This window comes from Acinetobacter sp. HA (assembly GCF_000264725.1).
Classification (GTDB): Bacteria; Pseudomonadota; Gammaproteobacteria; order Pseudomonadales; family Moraxellaceae; genus Acinetobacter; species Acinetobacter schindleri.
On record NZ_AJXD01000012.1, the window covers coordinates 16,303 to 39,655 of the forward strand.

Sequence of the window (23,353 nt, forward strand, 5' to 3'; positions counted from 1 at the left end):
TTAAAATTAGTAGGAAGTAAACATATGAAAATTATCATGATTGGTTATGGCATGGTGGGCCACAAATTTATCGAATCTGTACTTGAACAGGCGGGCGATGATATTGAAATCACTATTCTGGCTGAAGAACCACGTCTGGCATATGACCGTGTTCATTTAACTGAATATTTCAGTGGAAAATCAGCAAAAGACTTGACCCTTTGCCGTAGCGACTTTGCGGATGCATATGGGATCGACCTGCGCTTGGGCACTAAAGCAGTTTCTATCAATCAGCACACTCGTACTGTGAATACCCAGCATGGTGAAGAGTTAACTTATGACAAGCTGATTCTGGCAACAGGTTCCTATGCTTTTGTTCCCCCAATCCCGGGGAATGATCGTGAAAACTGTTTCGTTTACCGTACGATCGAAGACCTAGATGCCATTCGTGCAGCCAGCCTGAATTCAAAAACCGGTGTGGTAATCGGTGGTGGTCTGTTGGGTCTGGAAGCAGCCAAAGCCCTGCGTGATCTAAATCTGGAAACACATGTTGTTGAGTTTGCGCCACGTCTGATGGCAGTCCAGATTGATGATCTTGGCGGAAAAGTTTTACGTTCAAAAATCGAAAATCTGGGTGTAAAAGTTCATACCCAAAAAGCAACCTCATCTATTGAAGACGGTGCCAATGCTAAACATGTGATGAAGTTTGGTGATGGTGCTGAACTGGAAACCGATATTATCCTGTTCTCTGCAGGGATTCGTCCACGTGATGAATTGGCGCGTCAAAGCGGGCTGGCTATTGGTGAACATGGCGGAATCATGATCAATGATTACTGTCAGACTTCTCATCCAGATATTTACGCGATTGGTGAATGTGCACTCTGGAATAACAAGATTTTTGGTCTGGTGGCTCCAGGCTATGACATGGCACGTATCGCTGCAAAGCATGTGCTGCAAGAAGAATGTGCAGCATTTGCTGGCGCAGACATGAGCACCAAGCTGAAACTGATGGGTGTAGATGTTGCTTCGGTGGGTGATGCACATGCCATGACACCAGGTTCACTGAGCTATTTCTACGCCGATGAAGCGGCTCAAGTCTATAAGAAAATCGTGGTCAATGCCGAAAAGACCAAACTGTTGGGTGCAGTACTGGTCGGTTGTGCCAAAGAATATAACGACCTGCTGCAAATGATGCTGAATGGACTGGCTGTACCTGAGAATCCTGAAAGCCTGATTATGCCGGGCTTTGATCAGGCGACTGCTAAAGCAGGTGGTAGCGGTGTGGATCTACTTCCAGACAGTGCAACCATCTGTTCATGTAATAACGTGTCTAAAGCAGATATCTGCTCTGCGATTGCTGATGGTTCAACTTCACTCGGCGCTCTGAAAAAATGCACCAAAGCAGCAACCGCTTGTGGTGGCTGTGCGCCACTCGTCACTCAAGTATTGAAGTCTGAGTTGCAACGCCAAGGCGTAACGGTGAATAACCATTTGTGTGAACATTTTGCTTACTCACGTCAAGAGCTGTATCACCTGGTTCGTGTTAATGAAATCAAGACGTTCGATGACCTGGTTCATCAACATGGACATGGGCTGGGCTGTGACATCTGTAAACCGACAGTAGCGAACATTCTCGCATCTTGCTGGAATGATTTCGTCTTAAAACCAAGCCATGCTGGCTTGCAAGACAGTAATGACTACTACCTGGGCAATATCCAGAAAGATGGTTCTTACTCAGTCGTGCCACGTATGGCGGGTGGTGAAGTTACGCCTGATGGCCTGATTGCGATTGGTCAGATTGCTAAAGAATATGGCCTATATACCAAACTGACAGGCGGTCAACGTGTCGATATGTTTGGTGCACAAGTGCATCAATTGCCGGAAATCTGGGAAAAACTGATCAATGCAGGTTTTGAATCAGGTCATGCTTACGGTAAATCCTTACGTACGGTGAAATCTTGTGTCGGTAGCACCTGGTGCCGTTATGGCGTAGATGATTCGGTTGGCTTGGCGATCTTCCTGGAAAACCGTTACAAAGGCCTGCGTTCTCCACATAAACTGAAAATGGCCGTGTCTGGCTGTACCCGTGAATGTGCCGAAGCACAAAGCAAAGACGTGGGCGTGATTGCCACTGAAAAAGGCTGGAACTTATATGTCTGCGGTAATGGTGGCATGAAACCACGCCATGCAGAACTGCTGGCCTCAGATCTGGATACGGCAACGCTCATCAAATACATCGACCGTTTCTTCATGTTCTATATCCAGACTGCAGATCGTTTGCAACGTACTTCGGTATGGCGTGACAACCTGGAAGGTGGCCTGGATTATTTGAAAGATGTCATCGTGAATGACTCGCTTGGTCTGGCCGCTGAACTGGAACACCGTATGCAGCATGTGGTGGGTACTTATCAGGACGAATGGCGTACTGCGATTGAAGATCCTGAAGTTCGTAAACGCTTTAAAACCTTTATTAATGCCAAAGCTGAACTGCAAAATGATCCTCATGTTCAATTTACTGAAGTACGCGGCCAGATCCGTCCGAAAACTGAAGCTGAACGTGATATCACACGTATTCCAGTAGTTGAAGCCTGATTCAAAGCATAAGGAAGAAAGAAGATGACCATTTTAAAAGATATGAATGAACTGAATTGGGTGGAAGTGTGTGCACTGGATGACATTACCCCGAATACCGGTGTAGGTGCATTAATTGAAAATCAGCAAATTGCTTTGTTCCGTGTAGGTCATGAAAAGCGTGTTTATGCCTTAAGTAACCAAGATCCATTTAGTAAAGCATTTGTAATGTCACGCGGGATTCTGGGTGATCTGCAAGGGGAACGCGTCGTCGCTTCACCGATTTACAAGCAGCATTTCAGTCTGGCAACCGGACGCTGTCTGGAAGATAAAGACCAAAAGCTGCTGGTATTTCCGAGCAAGATTGAAAATGGCAAAGTCTGGATCAGTCCGACCCCTCAAAAAACCTATATCACCAATAATGGTACTTCTCAGGAAAAGATGAAGCTGGTTTTGGTGGGCAATGGCCTGGCTGGTATGCGTTGTCTGGAAGACCTGCTGGATATGGCACCTGACCGTTATGAAATTACCGTGATTGGTGAAGAACCTTGGGGCAATTACAACCGTATCATGTTGTCACCAGTATTGTCTGGTGAGAAAGCCATTGATGACATCATGCTGCATTCGCATGCCTGGTATGCTGACAAAGGCATCCGTCTGATTGCCGGTGATCCGGCGGTTCGCATCGACCGTCCTCGTAAACACGTATATACCGAAAAGGGCGAAGTGATTAGTTATGACCGCCTGATTCTGGCGACTGGTTCTAAACCATTTGTTCCACCGATTCCAGGGAGTGACTTAAAAGGTGTACTGAGCTTCCGTGATATTTATGATGTCAACAGCATGCTAGATTACTGCAAGACCCGAAAAAATGCCGTAGTCATTGGCGGAGGACTTTTAGGTCTGGAAGCAGCGTATGGACTAAAACAGCAAGGCATGAATGTCACAGTATTGCACCTGATGGACCGCATCATGGATCGCCAGCTAGACAGTAAAGCCAGCCAGATGCTGAAAACAGCGATTGAGCAGAAAGGTATCACGATTCTGACTGCAGCGAATACCGAATGCCTGTTTGGTGAAGAAGGTCATGTGACTCAAGTTAAACTCAAAGACGGGACTGTGCTGGATGTTGATCTGGTGGTGTTTGCCGTGGGGATCCGTCCAAACATGGCTTTAGCACAAAGCGCAGGCTTACGTTGTAACCGTGGTGTATTAGTGAATGACACCATGCAGACTTTTGACCCAAGTATTTATGCGGTGGGTGAATGTATTGAACATCGAGGTCAAACTTTTGGTCTGGTTGAACCACTTTGGGGCCAGGCGTTTATTTGTGCATCACATCTGGCCGAGCATGGCAGTCTGACGTTCAAAGCGCCAACTGTTCCGACTCAGCTGAAAGTAAGTGGCTGTGATGTATTCTCGGCAGGTGACTTCGAGCCAAAAGAGGATTTTGAAGATATCGTGCTAAATGATGAGAAACGTCAGATCTATAAACGCATTATTATTCAAAAAGACAGAGTAATTGGTGCCGTGCTGTTTGGTGATACTGAGGATGGTGCTTGGTATGCTGAGCTAATTGCAGATCAAACCCCAATTGCTACGATTCGTAACAAGCTGCTTTTTGGTCGGGATTTTGCATTAAAGAAAGCAGGGTAATTAGATCTCTGTAATTAGTACTTCATAAGAAGGATGTCATAGCCTCAAATGGAGTGCTAAAGCAACCGTTTACGTGTAGGCATTCCCTTACTTTTGAAAGATCAAAAGTAACAAAAATCTTGGATTCCCATACATTACGTCCTGTAATGATGGGTATCGGTGGCATCCATGCCACCTCACGATAGTGAATGCTTACATGAATTTCATATTTCAAATAAAGCCAAGATAAAAATCGGAATTACGTGAATTTAGATAATTTAGGAGCACAGCAGCAATGAATAGTATCCCAGTGGTGGAACTGCATAGCTCCACAGAATTAAAAACTAAAACCACACAGACCACATGCCCATATTGCGGCGTGGGTTGTGGTGTGACTGCACATGTAACGCCGACCACATCAGGTCCGAAAGTGACTGTTGAAGGTGATGTCAAACATCCTTCGAATTACGGAAAATTGTGCATCAAAGGCAGTAATCTGGCAGATACTTTAGGACTGGAAACCCGTTTACTGCAGCCAATGCTGGGTCGTAAAGATCAGCGTGAAGTTACTGATTGGGATACTGCAACTTCAACGATTGCCCATAAATTCCAGCAATACATTGAGCAGTATGGCCGTGACAGCATTGCCTTTTATGTCTCGGGTCAGCTGCTGACTGAAGACTATTATGTGGTGAATAAGTTCGTCAAAGGCTATCTCGGCACGGCAAATATTGATACCAATTCACGCCTGTGTATGTCTTCGGCTGTAGCTGCACATAAGCGTGCCTTTGGTGAAGATCTGGTTCCAGCCAGTTATGAAGATTTTGAACATACTGACATGGTGGTGCTGGTGGGTTCCAATACTGCTTGGTGTCATCCGGTGCTCTACCAGCGCATCATGAAAGCCAAGGAACAGCGTGACCTGTTCGTGGTTGTGGTTGATCCACGTTTTACCAGTACCTGTGAAGCAGCAGATTTGCATCTGCCTATTCTGCCAGGGCAAGACGTTGCACTATTTAATGGCCTATTACAGTACTTATATCAGCATGGTGATGTAGATCAGGAATTTGTTGCTGCACATACCCAAGGGCTGGAACAGGCCTTGACCAGCAGTACTGCGGAAGCTTCGATTGAAAATGTTGCGGCACGCACCGGTATTTCAGCTGCTAAGCTGACTCAATTCTTTGAAAAATTTGCCCAGACTGACAAAGTCATGACATTGTTCTCCATGGGCGTAAATCAGTCATCCCGTGGCGTCGATAAAGCCAACAGTATTATTAACTGCCATTTGCTCACCGGAAAAATTGGCAGACTCGGTGCAGCCCCATTCTCTATGACCGGTCAGCCAAATGCGATGGGCGGACGTGAAGTCGGTGGTCTGGCCAATATGCTGGCAGCCCATATGGATTTAGAAAATCCGGAGCATCAACAGCTGGTGCAAAAATTCTGGCAAAGTCCATATATTGCCAAGCAAGCGGGTTTTAAGGCAGTTGATCTATTCCAGGCAGTCGAAAGCGGCAAGATCAAAGCCATCTGGATCATGGCAACCAATCCGGTCGTCAGCTTGCCCGATGCCGATCAAGTGAAGCGTGCTCTGGATAAATGTGAATTCGTAGTGGTCTCTGATATCTGTCAGGATACGGATACTACTCAATATGCTGATGTATTACTTCCAGCTTTAGGCTGGGGCGAAAAAGATGGAACCGTCACCAATTCGGAACGCCGTATTTCAAGGCAACATGCCTTTTTAGATGCGCCGGGTGAAGCCAAAGCTGACTGGTGGGCGATTGCACAGGTGGCGAAGCAAATGGGCTTCAGAGGGTTTGATTTTCACAATAGCCATGAAATTTTTAAAGAACATGCCGGACTCTCTACCTATCAGAATGTAGAAATTTCCCAACGTCTAGAAACTCCATATTTCCGTTATTTTAATCTGCAAGGCTTGAGTAATTTAACCGCAGAAGAATATGACAAACTGGAACCAGTGCAATGGCCGGTTTGGGATAAACAGCAACCTGCTCAATCTATAGGTCGATTATTTGCCCAAGGCCAGTTCAGTCATGCGGATGGTAAAGCGAGATTTATTACGACTACTGCGATTGATCCGGTCAATCAGGTTTCCAGTGAATATCCTTTAATTCTGAATACTGGTCGGATTCGTGACCAATGGCATACCATGAGCCGCACTGGATTATCTGCCAACCTCAGTACACATCGTGCCGAACCTTACTGTGAAATTCACCCGAATGATGCACTGAAATACGGGATTCAGGATGGTGAACTGGTCGAAGTTCGTTCTGAATGGGGACAATGTATTTTACGTGCTCAGGTTAGTAACAATATCCGTCGTGGTCAGGTCTTTGCACCAATCCACTGGAGTGATCAGGTGGCATCCGATGCACGTATCGGCAAGCTGGTGAATCCGGTGGTCGATGCCATTTCTGGCGAGCCCGAGTTTAAGCATACGCCAGTGTTGATCCAGCCATTCCATACCCAGTGGCAGGGCGTGCTGTATGTACGTGAAGGTTATGAAAGTTATGTGCAACCCTTAATTGATAAAACCATCTGGTGGACCAAGGTAAAGGCTATTCGTGCGACACGTTATGAAATTGCGGATCGTCAGAAATTCAATACCACAACCCAACAGTTAAAGAACTTATTGCCTTTTACTGAAGAGGACTTTGAATGGCTAAATCTGGAGGACCAGACCGCGCATATCAGCCATAGCATAGTGTTGCAGGATGGCAAGCTGATCGCCAGTCTGTATATCGCTCCGAAAGTACTGTTACCAGATCGCGACTGGTTATCGGGGCTGTTTCAGCGTGAACGACTCAGTGCCATGCACCGTAAAGCGTTGCTGGCCGGTCAGGCGATCTCAATGAGCAAGAGTGAAGGTGCGCTAGTGTGCAGCTGTTTTAAAGTCGGTAAAAATCGCATCATCCAAACTATAAAAGAAAAAAATATCACCAATGAAAAACAGGTGACCGCATGTCTAAAAGCCGGCGGCAACTGCGGTTCCTGCTTACCTGAAATTCGTGGCCTGATTAAAGCTTGCCAGACGGAGTCCGTATAATGAAAAGAATCCATAAGAGTATAAATTATCCACCCACCGATTTAGTCATCCTGGCCGGTGGCCAGGCGCGTCGGATGAATGGCATTAACAAGCTGCTGCAAAAGTTTGATGATGAAATTCAACTGATCAAGATTCACCAGCAGCTTAGATCGCGTGTTGGTCAGGTCTGGATCAACAGCCACCGTGATCACTCCATTTATGAACGCCTTATTCCATCAATCCGTTATTTTCAGGATGATGAACCGGGCTTTCAAGGACCTTTGATGGGCATGAAAAGTGCCTGGTCTCATGTGCAGTCTGACTATGTGCTATTTGTACCGTGCGATGTGACTTACATTCCAAAAAAGGTTATTTCTGGATTACATCGGGCCATGCAGCGAGATCTTCTTTGTGAAGTGGCTGTAGTGGAAATAAATGATATAGCATTGTATCCATTCTGCTTACTTAAACGAAGCAGTTTGCCGACACTGGTTCAGCATCTCGAACAAAATCAGCGCAGTTTAAGACATTGTTTTGCGAAAATGCACATGCAAATGGCGCGATTTAAAAATCATGCACTGTTTTTTCACAGCATTAACTCCTTTGATGAATTGCAGCAGCATCAGCAACTGCATTTTCTCTAAGTGCTGAGTGAGTAGTGCTTAAAAGTAGGGCAATACACCTGTTTAAAACTCTTATTTTTCTTAAATTCCAATAAATCGCACTCAAATATTAAAAAGCCGCAATTTCTGCGCAAAGTTGGAACACTTATTGCACTTTAACCCTAGAGCAATAGCAATTTAATAGGGCATCGGTCAGCAAAAATTTGGCTAGAAAAAAAGTTGATGATCGACCCTGATGGAATAAGCAATGAACCACATCAATCCTTTACAGCATGCTGAACCAGTCCCGGTATTTCAGGATCAGTTTGGACGCAATAAGCGTAAGCTCCGTATCTCTGTGACGGATCGCTGTAATTTTAAATGTGTTTATTGCATGCCAGAACATCCGGAATGGATGAAAAAACACGATTTACTCAGCTTTGAAGAACTCTATCATTTTTGTGAATTCATGGTTCGCCGTGGTATTGAACAGATTCGGATTACCGGTGGCGAACCTTTAATGCGCCAAGGTGTGGTGCATTTTATTGCTGAAGTACAACAACTGAAAAAAATCGGCCTGAAACGTATTTCAATGACTACGAATGGTCATTATCTCAAACAATATGCAGCAGAATTAAAGCAGGCCGGGCTAGATGACCTGAATATCAGTCTGGACAGTCTGGATGCAGAGCAATTTGAACAGTTAACTGCAAAAAAACTGCAACCCGTATTAGAAGGCATTCAAGCAGCCCAGCAGGCTGGCTTTCAAATCAAAATTAATACAGTACTCATCAAAGGCATCAATGATGACCAGATTCTGTCTTTGGCACACTGGGCCAAACGCGAACAAGTTGAATTGCGTTTTATCGAGTTTATGCCACTCGATGGCGACCAGAACTGGTCACGTGATCATGTGGTTAGCGAGCAGGACATTCTGGATCAACTGGCACAAGTATTTGAAGTAAAGATCAGACAAGGTCAGGGGGCTAATCCAGCACGAAGCTATTACATTGACGGTATGTCGATCGGCATTATTTCAACGATTACCAATTCATTCTGTGGTAACTGTGACCGTTTACGACTGAATGCTCAAGGTGAATTATTTAACTGCTTATTCTCAACTCAAGGTCTAAAACTCAAAAACAGTATTCAACAGTTAAGACAGCACCTAGCATCAGCTGAACAAACCCTGCAACAACAGCTGCAACCCTATATCTGGAATAAAGCTGCTGGCTTTCAGGCCATTCAGGCTCAGCAAAGACTGTTCAATCCCTCCCATAAAACCCATTCAAATTTCCGAAAAATCAGCATGCATATGATAGGAGGCTAAGATGACTACAAAACTTCAATCATCGATTACCGTCAAAATCGAATCTTTCGGTGCGATCGAACGTCAGTTACCTCAAGATTTAACTGTGCAATGTCAGATAGACAGTCTGGTCGCCGATGTACTCAATAAAGTCATTCAGTCCTTTCCAGAAGCTTTCAACCTGTTAGAGCGTTGTGCCTGTGCCATCGGTGAAGACATTATTTCTCGTCAGACTCGATTAAATCAGGACAGTACTCTAGTGTTGCTGTCACCGGTCGCAGGAGGTTGAGATGGAACTGAAACAATTTGCCCGTATTCAGGACACACCGCTGCAACAGGACGTATTTGATGGGATTCAATATTTTCCTGAATGTGGGGGAATCGGTATTTTTATTGGAACAGTACGAAATCATCATGAAGGTAAAGCGGTTAAAGCACTGAAATATACCGCTTATGCACCTGTTGCTGAAAAGATGATTCGCCAGATCGAGCAGGAAATTCAGGCTGAATATGACGTGTCCTATGTCCGAGTTGTACATCGTATCGGTTCACTGGATATTGGTGATATCGCCATTATTGCCATGGCCTATGCATCACATCGTCGGGAAGCTTTTCAAGCCTGCGAAGAAGCCGTGGAACGGGTCAAGCATGAAGTACCGGTCTGGAAAGAAGAATTCTATATGGATGGCAGTAGCCAATATGTCGAAGGTTGCTGCATTCGTCGTGACCAGGGTTCAGATCATCACCCTCATAGAAAGCATGCGCATACTCATAACTGTACTGATGCACATACATCGGAAAAATTGCCTTTGAATCTGATCCAGCCAGATGTTCCTGTTTATCAATGGCCGCTATAAATTCAAGTTTGAGTAAAAAATGAAAAGATTCAAGAAGGATAAGCCATGAAAGATGTCGGAATGAAACCGGAGAGTTACCGCACTGCTTTTGCCACCGGGATTCTGCATGCGCCGCCACACTGCATTGAATTACTGCGTAATGGTAATACCGACAAAGGTGATGCGCTAAAAACCGCTCGGATCGCAGGGATTTTAGGCGCAAAACGTACTGATGAACTCATTCCTCTATGTCATCCACTGCCAATTTATCGGGCCGATGTGGAATATGAGCTTGAAGAAGCTCATGTAGTGATTACTGCGGTAGTGGAAACGATTGGTCCAACGGGTGTGGAAATGGAAGCACTGACAGCAGTCAGTCTGGCAGGTTTGACCCTTTACGATATGCTGAAACCACATTGTGAGCCGGAAGAATTATGTCTGGATCAGGTTAAACTGGGGCAAAAAAGGGTGGAAAATCACATTTCACCCGTGTTCTGAAAGAACCTTTACCAGCCTCTGTCATTGTACTTTCTGATACCGTGGCATCTGGCAAGAAAGCCGACACAGCCGGGCAGAATGTGATGGAAATTCTGGAAGAAGCTAATTTTGGCTTTATCCACTATCAGGTGATTCCGGATAGTCCTGAACAGCTAAAAGCTTTAATTGAACAGCAAAAAAATGATTATCCATTAATTCTGACAGTGGGTGGTACGGGACTCGGCCCTAAAGATCTGACAGTGGAAACTATTCAACCCTTACTAACCCGTGAAATTCCGGGACTGATGGAAGCTGCACGCAGTTTTGGTCAACGTCGCACACCTTACGCAGCACTGAGCCGTGGTGTCGCAGGTTATATTGAAAACAGCCTGATCCTTACCTTACCGGGTAGCCGCCAAGGGGCTAAAGAATCCTTAGTGGCGATTTTACCTGCACTCGTACATCTGTTTGATGTACAGAAAAATATTCCCCATGCAGGAGGCTATGAATGAACTCTGCTGTAACGACAGAACATTCCGTCTGTGGCAGTGAACCCGGCCTAATTTCTGTCGATCAGGCTCTGCAGATGATTCTAGATCATACTGATCATTTAGCCATTGAAACACTGCCCTTAAGTCAGGCACTGAACCGTTTCGTAGCCGAAGATATTTATTCAAAAACTCAGCTGCCGATATTTTCGCAAAGTGCTGTAGACGGTTATGCCATCTGTATGGATATCGACATGCCAGCAGAAAGCAGTTTTGAACTGATCGGTGAAATTCGTGCTGGACAGGGAGCTGATCTGATACTTGAACCAGGTCAGGCAGTACGCATCTTTACTGGTGCGAAAATTCCGTTGCAGACCACGACGGTGGCACGACAGGAAATTGTACAGCTCAGGGACTCGACCATTATCTTGACTGAAGCCTTGCGACTGGATGCTGATATCCGTCAAGCGGGTGAAGAAATTTGCATGAGCCAATGCCTGGCTGTTCAGGGGCAGCAACTCAGTATTGGAACAATTGCAGCCTTAAGTATGGCAGGGATTCGGGAAGTTTCAGTTTATCGCTATCCTAAAATTGCAGTGGTGATTACTGGGGATGAAGTGGCTGACACTGTGGAAGACCTGAATTCCGGCAAAATTTTCGATGCCAATGCTCCTTTAATTCAAGCTTGGTTCCAGTCCAGAAACCAGCAGGTTGAGATCATGCATGTTGCCGATACCGAACAGGCGGTCAGCGCGCTATTTAAAAGGCTGAGAACCCAGTACGATCTGATTCTGACCACCGGTGGTGTATCGGTAGGAGATTATGACTTTGTCCGCCCGGTAGCACTGAAAATTGGTTTTGAACAGTTATTCTGGAAAGTCGAACAGAAACCTGGCAAGCCAATGTTCTTCGCCAAATCTGAGCGACCCGATCAAAATCCATGTTATTTACTCGGTCTGCCGGGTAATCCGGCTGCAGTCTATATAGGCATGCAGGTGTATGTATCAACCTTAATCAGTACGTTACAAGGTCAAAAGCAATTACCGCAATGGTTTAGTGCAGTAATGAGTCATGACTTGAAAGCTGATAGCCGGGAACGTTTTTTGCGTATGGCAGTAAGTTTTGAATCGGGAATGCTAAAGCTTTCCAGCTTGCCGAAGCAACAGTCGCATATGCTGAGTAACCTGATGCAGGCCAATTGTATTGTCCGTATTCCGGCAGCGCAAAGCATCCAGGCCGGTCAAATCCTGCAAGGTCTGTTTATTTAAGGAATATGTCACCAATGAAAAAGGGATTGATCTTATTCAGTGCAGTTTTCCTGTCCTGTTCAGTCCAGGCTGGCAGTACCGTCCGAGTCTATGCGGCCGCCAGTCTGAGCAATGCGGTGACGGAGATTGCCAGACGTTATGAAAAACAGTATCCCTCAATCAAAGTAGTGCTGGTCTTTGCAGCGTCTTCATCGCTCGCCCGACAAATTGAAACTGGCGCACCGGCTGATATTTTTTTCTCTGCCGATCAGGACTGGATGAATTATCTGGTAAAAAAACAAAAAATAGCTAGATCTCAAGTAAAGCCCTTATTAAGCAATGAACTGGTATTAATCAGTCCTTTACAGCGTCAGCAAAGCTTTCAGGCCAGTTCTCAATTTAATTTTGCCCAGTCCTTTCAGGGGTATGTATGTACCGGACAAATGGAATCTGTGCCTGTTGGCAAATATGCCAAACAGAGTATAACCAATCTGAAATGGTTAAAGGGTCTGCAAGGCCGCATTGTCGAAACAGATAGTGTTCGTTCGGCGTTGGCTTTTGTGGAACGTGGTGAATGTCAGGCCGGGATTGTGTATAAGACCGATGCGTTACAGAGTAAAAAAGTGAAAATTGCTGGAGTCTTTCCAGCTCATACGCATAGCCCGATTGTCTATCCAATTGCCTTGACTCAGCAGGGCAGTAAAAATGCCGATGCAGTCAAATTCATGCGTTTTATGAGTCAGCATACTGAGGCGAAAAAGATTTATCAGCACTATGGTTTTAAACTCTAGGATGGTTCCAGTATGCTGACACCAGAGGAACTCAGTGCATTGTATCTGTCAGCAAAAGTTGCAGGTTTTGCCACAGCGATCAGTTTGCCGTTTGCCATTTTATTGGCTTGGATTCTGGCACGTTATGAGTTTCGTCTGAAATATGTGGTGGAAACACTGTTGCACCTGCCGATGGTTTTACCACCTGTGGTATTGGGCTATTTATTATTGATCGTCTTTGGTGGCAATGGCTGGATTGGACAATGGTTGCAGCAGTGGGGCATTCAGCTGGCTTTTAACTGGAAAGGTGCAGTGCTGGCCGCCATGATTGTAGCTTTCCCCTTAATGGTGCAACCGATCCGGTTGTCCTTTCAAATGATTAATCCGCAACTGGAACAGGTAGCAAATTCTTTGGGTGTTCATCCCTATAAAGTTTTTTGCAGTATCAGCTTACCGCTGGCGTTGCCCGGTATTCTGATTGGCAGTATTCTCTGTTTTAGCCGCAGTCTGGGCGAGTTTGGTGCCACTATCACCTTTGTTGGCAACATTCCTGACGAAACCCGCACCATTCCGATTGCGATCTATTCCCTATTACAGCAACCTGATGGCGAACAGATGGCTTTACGACTGGTGCTTTTATCTCTAGGTCTGGCTTTTGCAGCATTATTGGCGAATTACTGGATTATGCAAAAATATCAGCAGAAAATTCAGGAGCGCTAATGCTACAGTGTGAGTTTCATTATCAAAAGGATGCCTTTAGTTTAGATGCAGCAGTCCAGATGCAGAATTCTGTCATGGGAATTGTTGGACCTTCGGGAGCAGGAAAAACTACTTTTCTTAAATTACTCCTTGGGCTCTATCAACCACAATCTGGCTATATTCATTTAAATAAACAGATCCTGACTGATACAAATCAGAAAATTCATATTCCCATCCATCAGCGTAAAATCGCCTTGGTATTTCAGCAGGCGATGCTGTTTCCACATATGAATGTTGAACAGAACCTGCTTTACGCCAAAAAATGGGGCAAATTGGAACAGGAAAAATTCCAATTAAAGGAGATTGCCGAGTTACTAGAAATTGATCATCTATTGCAGCGTCGGGTTCAGCAATTATCGGGTGGAGAAGCACAACGTATTTCGATCGGGCGGGCGTTGTTGTCCAGTCCTGAATTACTGCTCTTGGATGAGCCATTGACTGGCCTGGATACCAAACTGAAACAGCAGATCCTGCCATTTTTTACTCGCATCCGCGATGAAATACAGGTGCCGATGATTTATGTGACCCATCATCATGAAGAGCTGGAACAGCTGGATGCAGAAATTATTGAATTACAGGATCATCAGCTAAGCAATTCGCCGAAATACCTTTTTTAAGAATACTTATAAATAAAAAATAAAATAAATTTCAAGTAATTTGGCTTGGCGTATAATCTTCAGCCATTACCGGATGCTACATGGATGAATATGACGGATATTGCACAGACCGAAGTAACGCGGTCTGCCTCAAAAATGGTTTTACCCATTGTCTTTGCTGTTGCCCTTGCACATTTCTTAAATGACCTGATTCAAGCCTGTTTACCAGCCATCTATCCCTTATTGAAAACTAATTATGACCTGAGTTTTGGTCAGATCGGCTTAATCTCTCTCGTGTATCAATTGACGGCGTCTTTATTACAACCTTGGGTGGGCTTCTATACTGACAAATATCCAAAGCCTTATCTTTTGCCGATCGGTATGGGCTTTACCCTGTTTGGGATTCTGCTGTTAGCTTTATCGAAGAGCTTTGTAATGCTGCTGGTTTCCGCTGCAATTATTGGGATCGGTTCTTCGACTTTTCATCCGGAAGCATCGCGTGTAGCGCGTATGGCTTCTGGTGGTAAGCTCGGTACTGCACAATCAGCCTTTCAGGTCGGTGGTAATAGTGGCTCTGCAGTAGGACCGTTACTGGCTGCACTGATTATTATTCCGAATGGACAAGCATCATCGGCATGGCTGATGCTGTTTGCTGCTTTTGGCATATTTGTATTGTTTAAGGTTAGCCGCTGGACCATCACGAATAGCCAGACACAACTGAAAAAGATGGGTGCTACAGCAGCGTCCAAACTGCATGGAATCACTTTAATCCGTGCGCTTGGTGTCATTGGTATCCTGATGATCGCCAAATTTACTTATACCGTGAGCATCAGTAATTATTTTACTTTTTACCTGATTGATAAATTTGGTATCTCAATCCGAGATGCGCAGCTCTATCTATTTGCCTTTTTTGGGCGCCGTCGCTTTGGGCACTTTCTTTGGTGGACCCATTGGAGACCGGATTGGCCGTAATGCAGTGATCTGGTTTTCCTTTTTAGGTATGGCACCATTTGCCTTACTCATGCCGTATGCCAATTTATTCTGGACTTGTATCTTTTCAATTTTCGCTGGCCTGATTTTATCGTCAGCATTTTCAGCGATGGTGGTGTATGCTCAGGAAGCAGTACCAGGCCGTGTGGGTACGATTGCCGGTTTGATGTTTGGCGTCATGTTTGGCATCAGTGGGATCGCAGCAGCAGGATTAGGTTATGTGGCAGATCATACCAGCATTGCCTGGGTATTCCAGTTATGTTCATACCTGCCATTATTGGGCATACTGAGTTTCTTCCTGCCTAAAACTCAAAAATAAAAACAGGATCAAGACCTACGTTCAAAACAGAATATTGCCTATCTTAAAACCTCAAAGATGAAGCATTTTTGAGGTTTTCTTTATATTTCATCTGAACTTTATAAAGGGAAGATTAGGTAAAAATATGTGATTGATATTACATTGCTTTATTTGGTAAATATTATGTTAGATTATAATGAATAAAATATATCCAATTTAAGAATTGGAATAATAATTGCTTAATCTAAAACAAAGAAAAATCAATTCAGTAATTACAAATTTGGAGGGGAAGCGATGAAAGTAAGAATAATATTTACTCTCGCATTATTAGGCGGCATTTGTATGTTTACGACCGTCACTATGGCAGGTGAGGGTGGTTTGCATTTTGCAGAAAAAAATATTGCTAAGGCAGCAGAATATCTTGAGAAAAAGAAAGTAACGGTAGCAGATAGCGAAGTCTTACATGCCAAAACAGTCGAAGCTAAAACTCAAAAATAAATACTCAAGTTATCCAGAATAAAGCTCACTCCATCATGAGATAGGTGAGCTGTTCTGCAAGTTATCAAGTTATATAGATCCACTAACTGAAATATAATTTGCATAGATTCATAAACAGCATTTCTGTAGAGATAAATTTTTACTTTTACAAAAGATGCCTAAATTGCTGCTACTCCAGTTTCGCTGGTTCTGATTCGCACGACCTGCTCTAAAGGAGTGACAAAAATTTTGCCATCACCAATTTTATCGGTACATGCCGCTTTAATGATACCTTCAATCACCTGATCTACCTTTTCATCCGGGACGGCAACTTCTACTTTTACTTTCGGAAGGAATTCAGCACTATACTCAGCACCATGATACATTTCAGAGTGACCTTTCTGGCGTCCGGCACCTTTTACCTCAGTGACTGTCAAACCATGAACACCCTGATGAGAAAGTTCAGCACGTACATCATCGAGTCTGAATGGTTTAATAATTGCTGTTATTAATTTCATCTCGATCTCCTTGGCTTATCTTAATTCTTTAAAAATAGAAGCCATTGAAGAGAGATACAATTTAAATATGTATTTACTGTTTCAAATTCACTTCATAGACACGAAATCCGCATGAATGATTTTTCAGATTGCTTTTATATGAATAAAAGGGAGGATTAAGTTAGAAATGAGTACTGCTACTTTTTTTAATCTTATTTCTTTGCTTTAATTCTGCTTATCCTGATTTAACCTTAACCAATTCTCATTTTTAATATAAAAATAATTAATTCAGAAGCTTAGTTGAAAAAATTATTTTCTAATTGATTAGCAATAGAATAGTGACCAAACATTTATTAAATACAGCTTCACAATTCAAAAGAATTCCGCTAAAACTACAATCAAATGTTAATAAAATGTAATTTTTTGTATGAAAAATTTATTTTCAGCACTCATTGCTGTTGGGGCTCTAACGGGTTGTATCAATACCACTCATATGGGACACGGAGCTGACCGTAAACAACTCATGTTGTTATCTCAAGATCAGGTCGTTGAACAGGCGAAGCGTAAATTTACCCAAAAAACGGGACTTATCGAAAAAGAATATTTAAGTGAAGCTGAAATACGTTGCGCTAAAATTATGAACAGGATAATTCCTTATACGGATCATTACATTTCAGCAGATCGAACAATTAAATGGGGCGTTCATCTTTATCATTCAGACAAATCCAATGCAGGTGCCTTGGCTAATGGTATGATTTTCATGAGCTACAAGATGGTAAATCGTGCGATGCTGGATGATGAAGCGCTGGCTTACATTCTGGCACATGAAATGGCACATGTTATTCGTGAGCACCAGCGTGAAACACAGAGCTGGAAATATATTGTAAGTCCACTTTTAGTGGGAACTGCCTGGGCAACAGCAGGAACTTCAGCACTGATTACGGGCATATTACATGATGGGTATGGTAGTACCTATCAGCGCCGCATGGAGAAAGAAGCAGATTTGTTGGGACTCGAACTCATGGCAAGAGCAGGATATAACCCTAAACAGGGAATTGCAGTATTCGCTCAGTTCTATCCGACTTTTCTGAAAGAATACCCGATACAAAGCAAATTACCTGCATTTATGCAACGGCATCCATCTTTAAAGCAGCGTTTAAAATATGCCGAAGAAAATCTGGATAGCCCGATGGCGCTTTATGATAAAAGCACTACGGAACAGTTGAGCTCTAAAAATCTGATTGAAATCAAACAAGATCCGAATACGAGGTTACTGATTAATGGTCAACTGGTACGTAATATTGATATTGAGTCGATCACCAAGGATGCAGAAGGTAAGCTCCATTATGTACTCAAATCGAATGTGCAAACCAGCGTCACCAGTCAAAGTCCAGTGAGTCAGCCAAAAGACGCCTTGAGCACAGTGAAAAGGGTGCTATAACTTGATAAACATGGATTTACCAGACTTCAACAGCATATGATTTATAGTGTTTTAAACTGAAATCAATTGTTTGATGATGCGTTGAAATGAATGAGAGTAAATACCAAGAAATTAACCGCTAAATTGCTCACGGCCCATTGGACACGTGAGCAGGACATTATACTGATTGAAAATAATAATTTACCTATTGAACAACTCAGTGAAATGCTGAAATGCAGTCAAGAAGATATTATGGCACGCCGAAAAGTCTTAGGGCTGGTGACGCGCAACAAGCAGTTAAGACGGCTTTTATAATGATTGAATTAACCCTGCATGATGCCACTGACGCCCGTGACAATCATATCAATCGCAATTGTCCCAATCAGCAGCGCAGCAACACGACCGACAATATCGACATATAAATCGATATAGTTGGAGTATTTATGCTGTAAATGATCATGTAAATATTTCATTAGAATTAACAGGCTACATGTCAGAAAAAGGGTAGAGAAAATCACCAGAACGGTTTGCCATAAACTGAGCTGAATGCCGGTAATCACGGATGCCGAAATGGTTCCCGGACCAATCATAAAGGGCATGGCAATGGTGCCCGCCAGATGACTGGGTGCACCACGCATGACCCCAATCGTATCGGCACCTTCAAACACATAACGATAGCCAATCACCAGAAAGATAATACCGCCAAAAATCTGGAAGGATTCAAAGCGGACGTGCAGCACTTCCTGAAAGAAAGCTTCGCCAGTCTTGGCAAAAATGATAAAAACAATAAAGCTGATCAGGCTGCCCTGAATCAATGCCATGTTGAATACTTTGGCCTCGGAATTACGGATAATTCCGAGCATGTAAATACTCATCAAAAAAGGATTGAGCAGGGAGAAGAACAGGGCAAAGGCATTTAAAGTTTCTGACATTATTCAATCCTTTTTAATGGGTCTTATCCTAAGATTCGCGATCCGGAAATAGTGGGCGTTTACCCGGGCTAATCCGGTTGATATGCAGATACATCATATGACGTTCATATTTATCCAGAATGTCATTGATCACCTGTTCTTTGCTATAACCCACCAGATCATTACCCTGAGAGCCTTCAAACAGGTAACTTTCCAGGCGGTAGTAATAACGCTTGGTGCGTTTCCCGCGGGCACTGAAGTTTGGCGTGTCATAACGTACTGGCCAAATGGCATAGACAAAGTTTTCTTCTTCATCCAGCTGAATGACTAAATCCAGATGATAAAGTTCAGGTTCATGATCAACCGGTTTTTCCTGTACATCAACGTGTATCCCTTTGCTGATCAGCTCGCTGGCTACAGCCTGAATTGCCGGTTTACACACGTCATCCAGCATGTTTCGGGTTTGGTTCAAGCTGGGATGCAGCATGACCCGACTCAGGCGTTTCTTCCAGTTAAAAATATCGACATTGCCGACCACAGGCGCTGCATTCAGACTGGTACTGGCTTGACGGAAATCTTCAAGTCGCAAAGATTTATATAAACCTGCCATCACAAAGAAGATCACGAAACTAAAGGGCAGGCCCATAATAATCGTGGTGTTCTGTAATGCTGTCACGCCATTGGCCATCAGCATCGCCAAGGTCAGCAAGCCAATCGCAATCGCCCAGAAAATACTGAGCCAGCGTGGAGAATCATGCTCGATATTGCTAAATTTAGTGGTGAAATTGCCTAATACCAATGCTCCAGAATCTGCCGAGGTCACATAGAATAATAAACCGGTAATCGTGGCCACGCCTGCGGTAAACATAAAGCCGGGATATTGGGCTAACAGGTCATAAAAACCGTGGGCCGGGTTATCGAGAACGGTCGCTGCTAACTGAGTATTACCATCAAAAATAACGCTATATAAGGCGCTGTTACCAAAAATAGATAACCAGGTCAGGGTAAATAACAATGGAATAACCAAAGTCCCAGTGACAAATTCACGAATGGTACGACCACGTGAAATCCGTGCCAGGAATAGCCCCACAAAAGGTGACCAGGCGATCCACCAGGCCCAGAAGAACAAGGTCCAGCTATTCATCCATTCTTTCGGCTGCTCAAAAGGAAAACTGGTCAAAGACAGTTGAGGAAACTGGCTGATGTAGTCGCCAAAGTTCTGGATCAAGGCACCCAGTAAAAACTCGGTATTGCCGACAAATAGAATGAACAGCAGTAATCCGATCGATACGTAAATATTGATCTCTGAAAGAATGCGAATACCTTTGTTGACCCCCGCAGCAACAGAAAAAATAGTAATAATCACGGCCACCAGAATTAAAGCGGTCTGGACCCAGAGATTTTCCGGTAAACCAAACAGCACATGCAGACCATAATTTAATTGTACGACGCCAATACCGCAGGTGGTGGCAATACCAAAAATCGTCCCGAGTACCGCAGCAGTATCTACTGTATGTCCAATTGGACCATTAATTTTTTTACCGAAGATGGGATAGAGTGCCGAACGGATGGTCAGTGGCAAGTTATAACGATAACTGAAATAGCCCAGTGCGACCCCAATGAGCGCGTACATACTCCAGCCGGTTAAACCATAGTGAAACAGCGTCCAGACCATGGACTGACGTGCAGCCTCAAAGGTTTCGCCTTCACCCACCGGTGGATGCATATAATGGGAAAGCGGTTCTGCCACCGAGAAAAACATCAGGTCAATCCCGATTCCGGCAGAAAATAGCATCGCCGACCAACTCAGTAGACTAAATTCTGGCTTGGAATGTTTAGGACCCAATTTAATCTCGCCATAACGTGAGCAGGCGATAAAAAGGATAAAGACCAGATACAGTGTTGCCGCCAACAGGTAGTACCAGCTAAAGGTCGCACTGACCCAGTTTAAAATATTGGTAATAACCTGATTGGCCTGTTCATTAAATAAAATGGTGATGATAGAAAACAGCAGAATAAGCGTTGCCGAAAAATAAAAGACCACTTTATTCAGACTATCTTGCACCTCTTCGTTTTTCTTTTGCATAAATCCATGACCATCGTTTTGTTGCCGGATGATCTACAGTGCAGTGTGATTTGAAAGCAAGAGCCTGCGGTAAAGCTGCCTTGTTTTTGTGAATTACAAACTTTTGCAAATCCAAAACAAACTGCGCTGTACATCAAGGGTGAGCCGGCACTATAATTTTTATTAATTGAACGTTCAATTAAAAAAGCGTTTATGAATTGTTACATCACTCCGCTATTGATCTAGCAGAATGGTTTTCTATTGTTATATTCGTTATTCAGGTTAGTCCTATGCCAAAAGTTGGTATGCAGCCGATCCGTCGCCAGCAATTAATCGATGCCACCTTAGCTGCCGTGAATGAATTGGGTTTTGCCGAAAGCTCAATCAGTCAGATTGCCCAGCGCGCCGGAGTATCAACCGGCATCATAAGTCATTATTTTGGCGGTAAAAATGGACTCATTGAAGCAACGATGCGTTATTTATTGCAGCAGTTAGGTAAGTCTGTTGCAGAAATGCAGTCCCAAGTGGATAGCACACCTGAACAACGTTTACTGGCCATTGTGCGGGGCAACTTTGCTGCCCCACAAACAGATAAAGCGGCCATGAAAGTCTGGCTGGCATTCTGGGCTAGCAGTTTGCATCAACCTGATTTACACCGTTTACAGCAGGTCAACCATTACCGCCTGCATTCCAATATCAAGTACGAATTCATGAAAGCGCTGCCTAAGGCACAAGCTGAAAAAGCCGCTCAAGGTCTGGCTGCGCTGATTGATGGCTTCTGGTTAAGGGGTGCACTGATCAATGAAGAACTTGACCCTGAAATGCCGATAGAACTTTGTAGTGACTATATCCGACAGCAACTCAAGAATGACTCAACTGCGAGGGAATCCCATTGACACACTTTAATCTGCAACGTCCTTATATCCACGGACAATTTGTCGATGCTACATCCAACAGCACATTTGAAACAATTAATCCGGCGACCGGCGAAGTTCTGGCGGAAGTCCAGATTTGTAGCAAAGACGATATCGACCGTGCGGTAAAATCAGCTCAGCAAGGCCAGAAAGTCTGGGCAGAAATGACGGCGATTCAACGTTCCCGTATCCTAAACAAGGCTGTCGCTATTCTTCGTGAACGCAATGACGAGCTGGCACGTTTAGAAACTCTCGACAGTGGTAAGGCTTTTAGTGAAACCTCAACTGTCGATATTGCAACGGGCGCTGATGTGCTTGAATATTATGCGGGTATTTTGCCAGCACTCGAAGGCCAGCAAATTCCACTACGAGAAACATCATTTATTTATACCCGTCGTGAACCTCTGGGTGTGGTGGCCGGAATTGGTGCATGGAATTACCCGATTCAAATTGCCTTATGGAAATCTGCTCCTGCACTGGCAGCAGGCAATGCCATGATCTTTAAAGCCAGTGAAGTAACACCTTTAACTGCGTTAAAACTGGCAGAAATTTATACCGAAGCCGGTGTTCCGCATGGTGTATTTAATGTGGTAACAGGTGGCAGTGAAATTGGTGCTTATCTGACCTCGCATCCTGATATAGCCAAAGTTTCATTTACTGGTGGTGTTGCCACCGGCAAGAAGGTCATGGCCCAAGCTGCGAATTCTAGCCTGAAAGAAGTGACTATGGAACTTGGTGGTAAATCGCCCCTGATAATTTGTGAAGATGCTGATCTGGATCTGGCGGCGGATATTGCCATGATGGCTAACTACTATAGTTCCGGTCAGGTTTGCACCAATGGAACCCGGGTATTTATCCCTTTGGCCTTGAAAGCAGAATTTGAAGACAAGATTTTGCAGCGTATTCCTTATATCCGTATGGGGGATCCACTTGATCCTGAGACCAATTTCGGTCCAGTTTCCAGCTTCTCTCATATGGAAAAAGTGCTAGATTATATCGAACAGGGCAAAAAAGAGGGTGCTCGTTTACTTTGCGGTGGTGGCCGTGCCGAAGATGAGCAATTTGCTCAAGGCGCTTATGTGCTACCCACGGTATTTACCGATTGCCGTGACGACATGACGATTGTCCGTGAAGAAATTTTTGGACCGGTCATGAGTATCCTCAGTTATGACTCGGAAGAAGAAGTGATTCAACGTGCCAATGCCACAGAATATGGTCTGGCCGCTGGTGTAGTCACGCCTAATTTGTCTCGCGCCCATCGGATCATTCATCAGATCGAAGCCGGTATTTGCTGGATCAATACTTGGGGTGAATCACCGGCAGAAATGCCTGTCGGTGGCTATAAACATTCGGGTGTTGGTCGCGAAAACGGTATTATCACGCTACAACAATATACCCAGACCAAATCAGTTCAGGTGGAATTGAATCCTTTCCAATCCGTGTTTAACGCATAAGGGGAG

General features: G+C 44.1%; 19 protein-coding genes and 2 pseudogenes. 18 read left to right on the plus strand and 3 right to left on the minus strand.

The genetic code is table 11. The features are described 5' to 3' along the window. Positions 1 to 24 precede the first annotated feature (24 nt). The 14 genes and pseudogenes from nirB (at position 25) to HADU_RS03200 (ending at position 16,107) form a co-directional block, all read left to right on the plus strand. Positions 25 to 2,571, plus strand: a complete 2,547-nt coding sequence (gene nirB, locus HADU_RS03135) for a nitrite reductase large subunit NirB (protein WP_004809400.1) — start codon at positions 25 to 27, stop codon at positions 2,569 to 2,571. Between the two features lie 24 nt (positions 2,572 to 2,595). Then, on the plus strand, positions 2,596 to 4,206 hold the full coding sequence (nirD, locus tag HADU_RS03140) for a nitrite reductase small subunit NirD (RefSeq protein ID WP_004809399.1): 1,611 nt from the start codon (positions 2,596 to 2,598) through the stop codon (positions 4,204 to 4,206). Between the two features lie 274 nt (positions 4,207 to 4,480). Continuing rightward, positions 4,481 to 7,258, plus strand: coding sequence for a nitrate reductase (locus HADU_RS03145; protein ID WP_008303502.1), 2,778 nt, complete (start codon positions 4,481 to 4,483; stop codon positions 7,256 to 7,258). Beyond that, complete coding sequence (locus tag HADU_RS03150; RefSeq protein WP_005222121.1) at positions 7,258 to 7,881, plus strand: molybdenum cofactor guanylyltransferase; 624 nt, start codon at positions 7,258 to 7,260, stop codon at positions 7,879 to 7,881. Before HADU_RS03145 ends, HADU_RS03150 begins: the two co-directional genes overlap by 1 nt. Positions 7,882 to 8,107: 226 nt before the next feature. After that, complete coding sequence (gene moaA, locus HADU_RS03155) at positions 8,108 to 9,169, plus strand: GTP 3',8-cyclase MoaA (RefSeq protein WP_005222119.1); 1,062 nt, start codon at positions 8,108 to 8,110, stop codon at positions 9,167 to 9,169. 1 nt (position 9,170) lies between these two features. Continuing rightward, complete coding sequence (locus HADU_RS03160; protein ID WP_004809395.1) at positions 9,171 to 9,437, plus strand: MoaD/ThiS family protein; 267 nt, start codon at positions 9,171 to 9,173, stop codon at positions 9,435 to 9,437. Position 9,438: 1 nt separating this feature from the next. Then, complete coding sequence (locus HADU_RS03165) at positions 9,439 to 10,005, plus strand: molybdenum cofactor biosynthesis protein MoaE (protein ID WP_008303506.1); 567 nt, start codon at positions 9,439 to 9,441, stop codon at positions 10,003 to 10,005. A 45-nt stretch (positions 10,006 to 10,050) separates the two neighbouring features. After that, positions 10,051 to 10,973: pseudogene (gene moaCB / locus HADU_RS03170) on the plus strand (bifunctional molybdenum cofactor biosynthesis protein MoaC/MoaB). After that, positions 10,970 to 12,217 carry a molybdopterin molybdotransferase MoeA gene (locus HADU_RS03175; protein WP_008303508.1) on the plus strand — a complete coding sequence of 416 codons (1,248 nt, stop codon included), beginning with the start codon at positions 10,970 to 10,972 and terminating at the stop codon, positions 12,215 to 12,217. The pseudogene moaCB and the gene HADU_RS03175 overlap by 4 nt, the downstream one beginning before the upstream one ends. Positions 12,218 to 12,231: 14 nt before the next feature. Next, entirely contained in the window at positions 12,232 to 12,987 is a 756-nt protein-coding gene (gene modA / locus HADU_RS03180) for a molybdate ABC transporter substrate-binding protein (protein WP_008303511.1), read from the plus strand. A 12-nt stretch (positions 12,988 to 12,999) separates the two neighbouring features. Beyond that, complete coding sequence (gene modB / locus HADU_RS03185) at positions 13,000 to 13,686, plus strand: molybdate ABC transporter permease subunit (protein ID WP_008303512.1); 687 nt, start codon at positions 13,000 to 13,002, stop codon at positions 13,684 to 13,686. Next, positions 13,686 to 14,342, plus strand: a complete 657-nt coding sequence (locus HADU_RS03190) for an ATP-binding cassette domain-containing protein (protein WP_008303514.1) — start codon at positions 13,686 to 13,688, stop codon at positions 14,340 to 14,342. Before modB ends, HADU_RS03190 begins: the two co-directional genes overlap by 1 nt. Before the next feature lie 84 nt (positions 14,343 to 14,426). Next, positions 14,427 to 15,630, plus strand: a pseudogene (locus HADU_RS03195) (MFS transporter). Between the two features lie 273 nt (positions 15,631 to 15,903). Continuing rightward, positions 15,904 to 16,107, plus strand: a complete 204-nt coding sequence (locus tag HADU_RS03200) for a hypothetical protein (RefSeq protein ID WP_008303516.1) — start codon at positions 15,904 to 15,906, stop codon at positions 16,105 to 16,107. Positions 16,108 to 16,265: 158 nt separating this feature from the next. Here the strand turns inward: HADU_RS03200 and HADU_RS03205 are convergent, their stop codons facing one another. After that, the gene (locus HADU_RS03205) at positions 16,266 to 16,604 is read right to left on the minus strand and encodes a P-II family nitrogen regulator (protein WP_008303518.1); all 339 of its coding nucleotides are present in this window, start codon (positions 16,602 to 16,604) and stop codon (positions 16,266 to 16,268) included. Between the two features lie 406 nt (positions 16,605 to 17,010). On the opposite strand from HADU_RS03205, the gene HADU_RS03210 reads away from it, so the two are divergent. Then, positions 17,011 to 18,024: a M48 family metallopeptidase gene (locus HADU_RS03210; RefSeq protein ID WP_004809385.1), complete on the plus strand. Its 1,014-nt coding sequence runs from the start codon at positions 17,011 to 17,013 to the stop codon at positions 18,022 to 18,024. A gap of 90 nt (positions 18,025 to 18,114) precedes the next feature. Then, complete coding sequence (locus HADU_RS03215) at positions 18,115 to 18,318, plus strand: hypothetical protein (protein WP_004809384.1); 204 nt, start codon at positions 18,115 to 18,117, stop codon at positions 18,316 to 18,318. An 8-nt stretch (positions 18,319 to 18,326) separates the two neighbouring features. On the opposite strand, the gene HADU_RS03220 is transcribed toward HADU_RS03215, so the two are convergent. Both HADU_RS03220 and HADU_RS03225 read right to left on the minus strand, forming a co-directional pair. Beyond that, entirely contained in the window at positions 18,327 to 18,935 is a 609-nt protein-coding gene (locus tag HADU_RS03220) for a MarC family protein (RefSeq protein ID WP_004809382.1), read from the minus strand. Between the two features lie 28 nt (positions 18,936 to 18,963). Next, positions 18,964 to 21,000, minus strand: coding sequence for a choline transporter (locus tag HADU_RS03225; protein WP_004809379.1), 2,037 nt, complete (start codon positions 20,998 to 21,000; stop codon positions 18,964 to 18,966). Positions 21,001 to 21,269: 269 nt separating this feature from the next. On the opposite strand from HADU_RS03225, the gene betI reads away from it, so the two are divergent. Next, positions 21,270 to 21,875 (plus strand): transcriptional regulator BetI, encoded by a 606-nt coding sequence (gene betI, locus HADU_RS03230; RefSeq protein ID WP_004809378.1) that lies wholly within the window; start codon positions 21,270 to 21,272, stop codon positions 21,873 to 21,875. Beyond that, complete coding sequence (betB, locus tag HADU_RS03235; RefSeq protein WP_008303523.1) at positions 21,872 to 23,347, plus strand: betaine-aldehyde dehydrogenase; 1,476 nt, start codon at positions 21,872 to 21,874, stop codon at positions 23,345 to 23,347. The genes betI and betB overlap by 4 nt, the downstream gene beginning before the upstream one ends. Positions 23,348 to 23,353 lie beyond the last annotated feature (6 nt).

What these genes read in the sequence shown, in the direction of transcription:
- nirB (WP_004809400.1), top strand. Translation starts at nt 25, where the DNA reads ATGAAAATTATCATGATTGGTTATGGCATGGTGGGCCACAAATTTATC.
- nirD (WP_004809399.1), top strand. Translation starts at nt 2,596, where the DNA reads ATGACCATTTTAAAAGATATGAATGAACTGAATTGGGTGGAAGTGTGT.
- HADU_RS03145 (WP_008303502.1), top strand. Translation starts at nt 4,481, where the DNA reads ATGAATAGTATCCCAGTGGTGGAACTGCATAGCTCCACAGAATTAAAA.
- HADU_RS03150 (WP_005222121.1), top strand. Translation starts at nt 7,258, where the DNA reads ATGAAAAGAATCCATAAGAGTATAAATTATCCACCCACCGATTTAGTC.
- moaA (WP_005222119.1), top strand. Translation starts at nt 8,108, where the DNA reads ATGAACCACATCAATCCTTTACAGCATGCTGAACCAGTCCCGGTATTT.
- HADU_RS03160 (WP_004809395.1), top strand. Translation starts at nt 9,171, where the DNA reads ATGACTACAAAACTTCAATCATCGATTACCGTCAAAATCGAATCTTTC.
- HADU_RS03165 (WP_008303506.1), top strand. Translation starts at nt 9,439, where the DNA reads ATGGAACTGAAACAATTTGCCCGTATTCAGGACACACCGCTGCAACAG.
- HADU_RS03175 (WP_008303508.1), top strand. Translation starts at nt 10,970, where the DNA reads ATGAACTCTGCTGTAACGACAGAACATTCCGTCTGTGGCAGTGAACCC.
- modA (WP_008303511.1), top strand. Translation starts at nt 12,232, where the DNA reads ATGAAAAAGGGATTGATCTTATTCAGTGCAGTTTTCCTGTCCTGTTCA.
- modB (WP_008303512.1), top strand. Translation starts at nt 13,000, where the DNA reads ATGCTGACACCAGAGGAACTCAGTGCATTGTATCTGTCAGCAAAAGTT.
- HADU_RS03190 (WP_008303514.1), top strand. Translation starts at nt 13,686, where the DNA reads ATGCTACAGTGTGAGTTTCATTATCAAAAGGATGCCTTTAGTTTAGAT.
- HADU_RS03200 (WP_008303516.1), top strand. Translation starts at nt 15,904, where the DNA reads ATGAAAGTAAGAATAATATTTACTCTCGCATTATTAGGCGGCATTTGT.
- HADU_RS03205 (WP_008303518.1), bottom strand. Translation starts at nt 16,604, where the DNA reads ATGAAATTAATAACAGCAATTATTAAACCATTCAGACTCGATGATGTA.
- HADU_RS03210 (WP_004809385.1), top strand. Translation starts at nt 17,011, where the DNA reads ATGAAAAATTTATTTTCAGCACTCATTGCTGTTGGGGCTCTAACGGGT.
- HADU_RS03215 (WP_004809384.1), top strand. Translation starts at nt 18,115, where the DNA reads ATGAGAGTAAATACCAAGAAATTAACCGCTAAATTGCTCACGGCCCAT.
- HADU_RS03220 (WP_004809382.1), bottom strand. Translation starts at nt 18,935, where the DNA reads ATGTCAGAAACTTTAAATGCCTTTGCCCTGTTCTTCTCCCTGCTCAAT.
- HADU_RS03225 (WP_004809379.1), bottom strand. Translation starts at nt 21,000, where the DNA reads ATGCAAAAGAAAAACGAAGAGGTGCAAGATAGTCTGAATAAAGTGGTC.
- betI (WP_004809378.1), top strand. Translation starts at nt 21,270, where the DNA reads ATGCCAAAAGTTGGTATGCAGCCGATCCGTCGCCAGCAATTAATCGAT.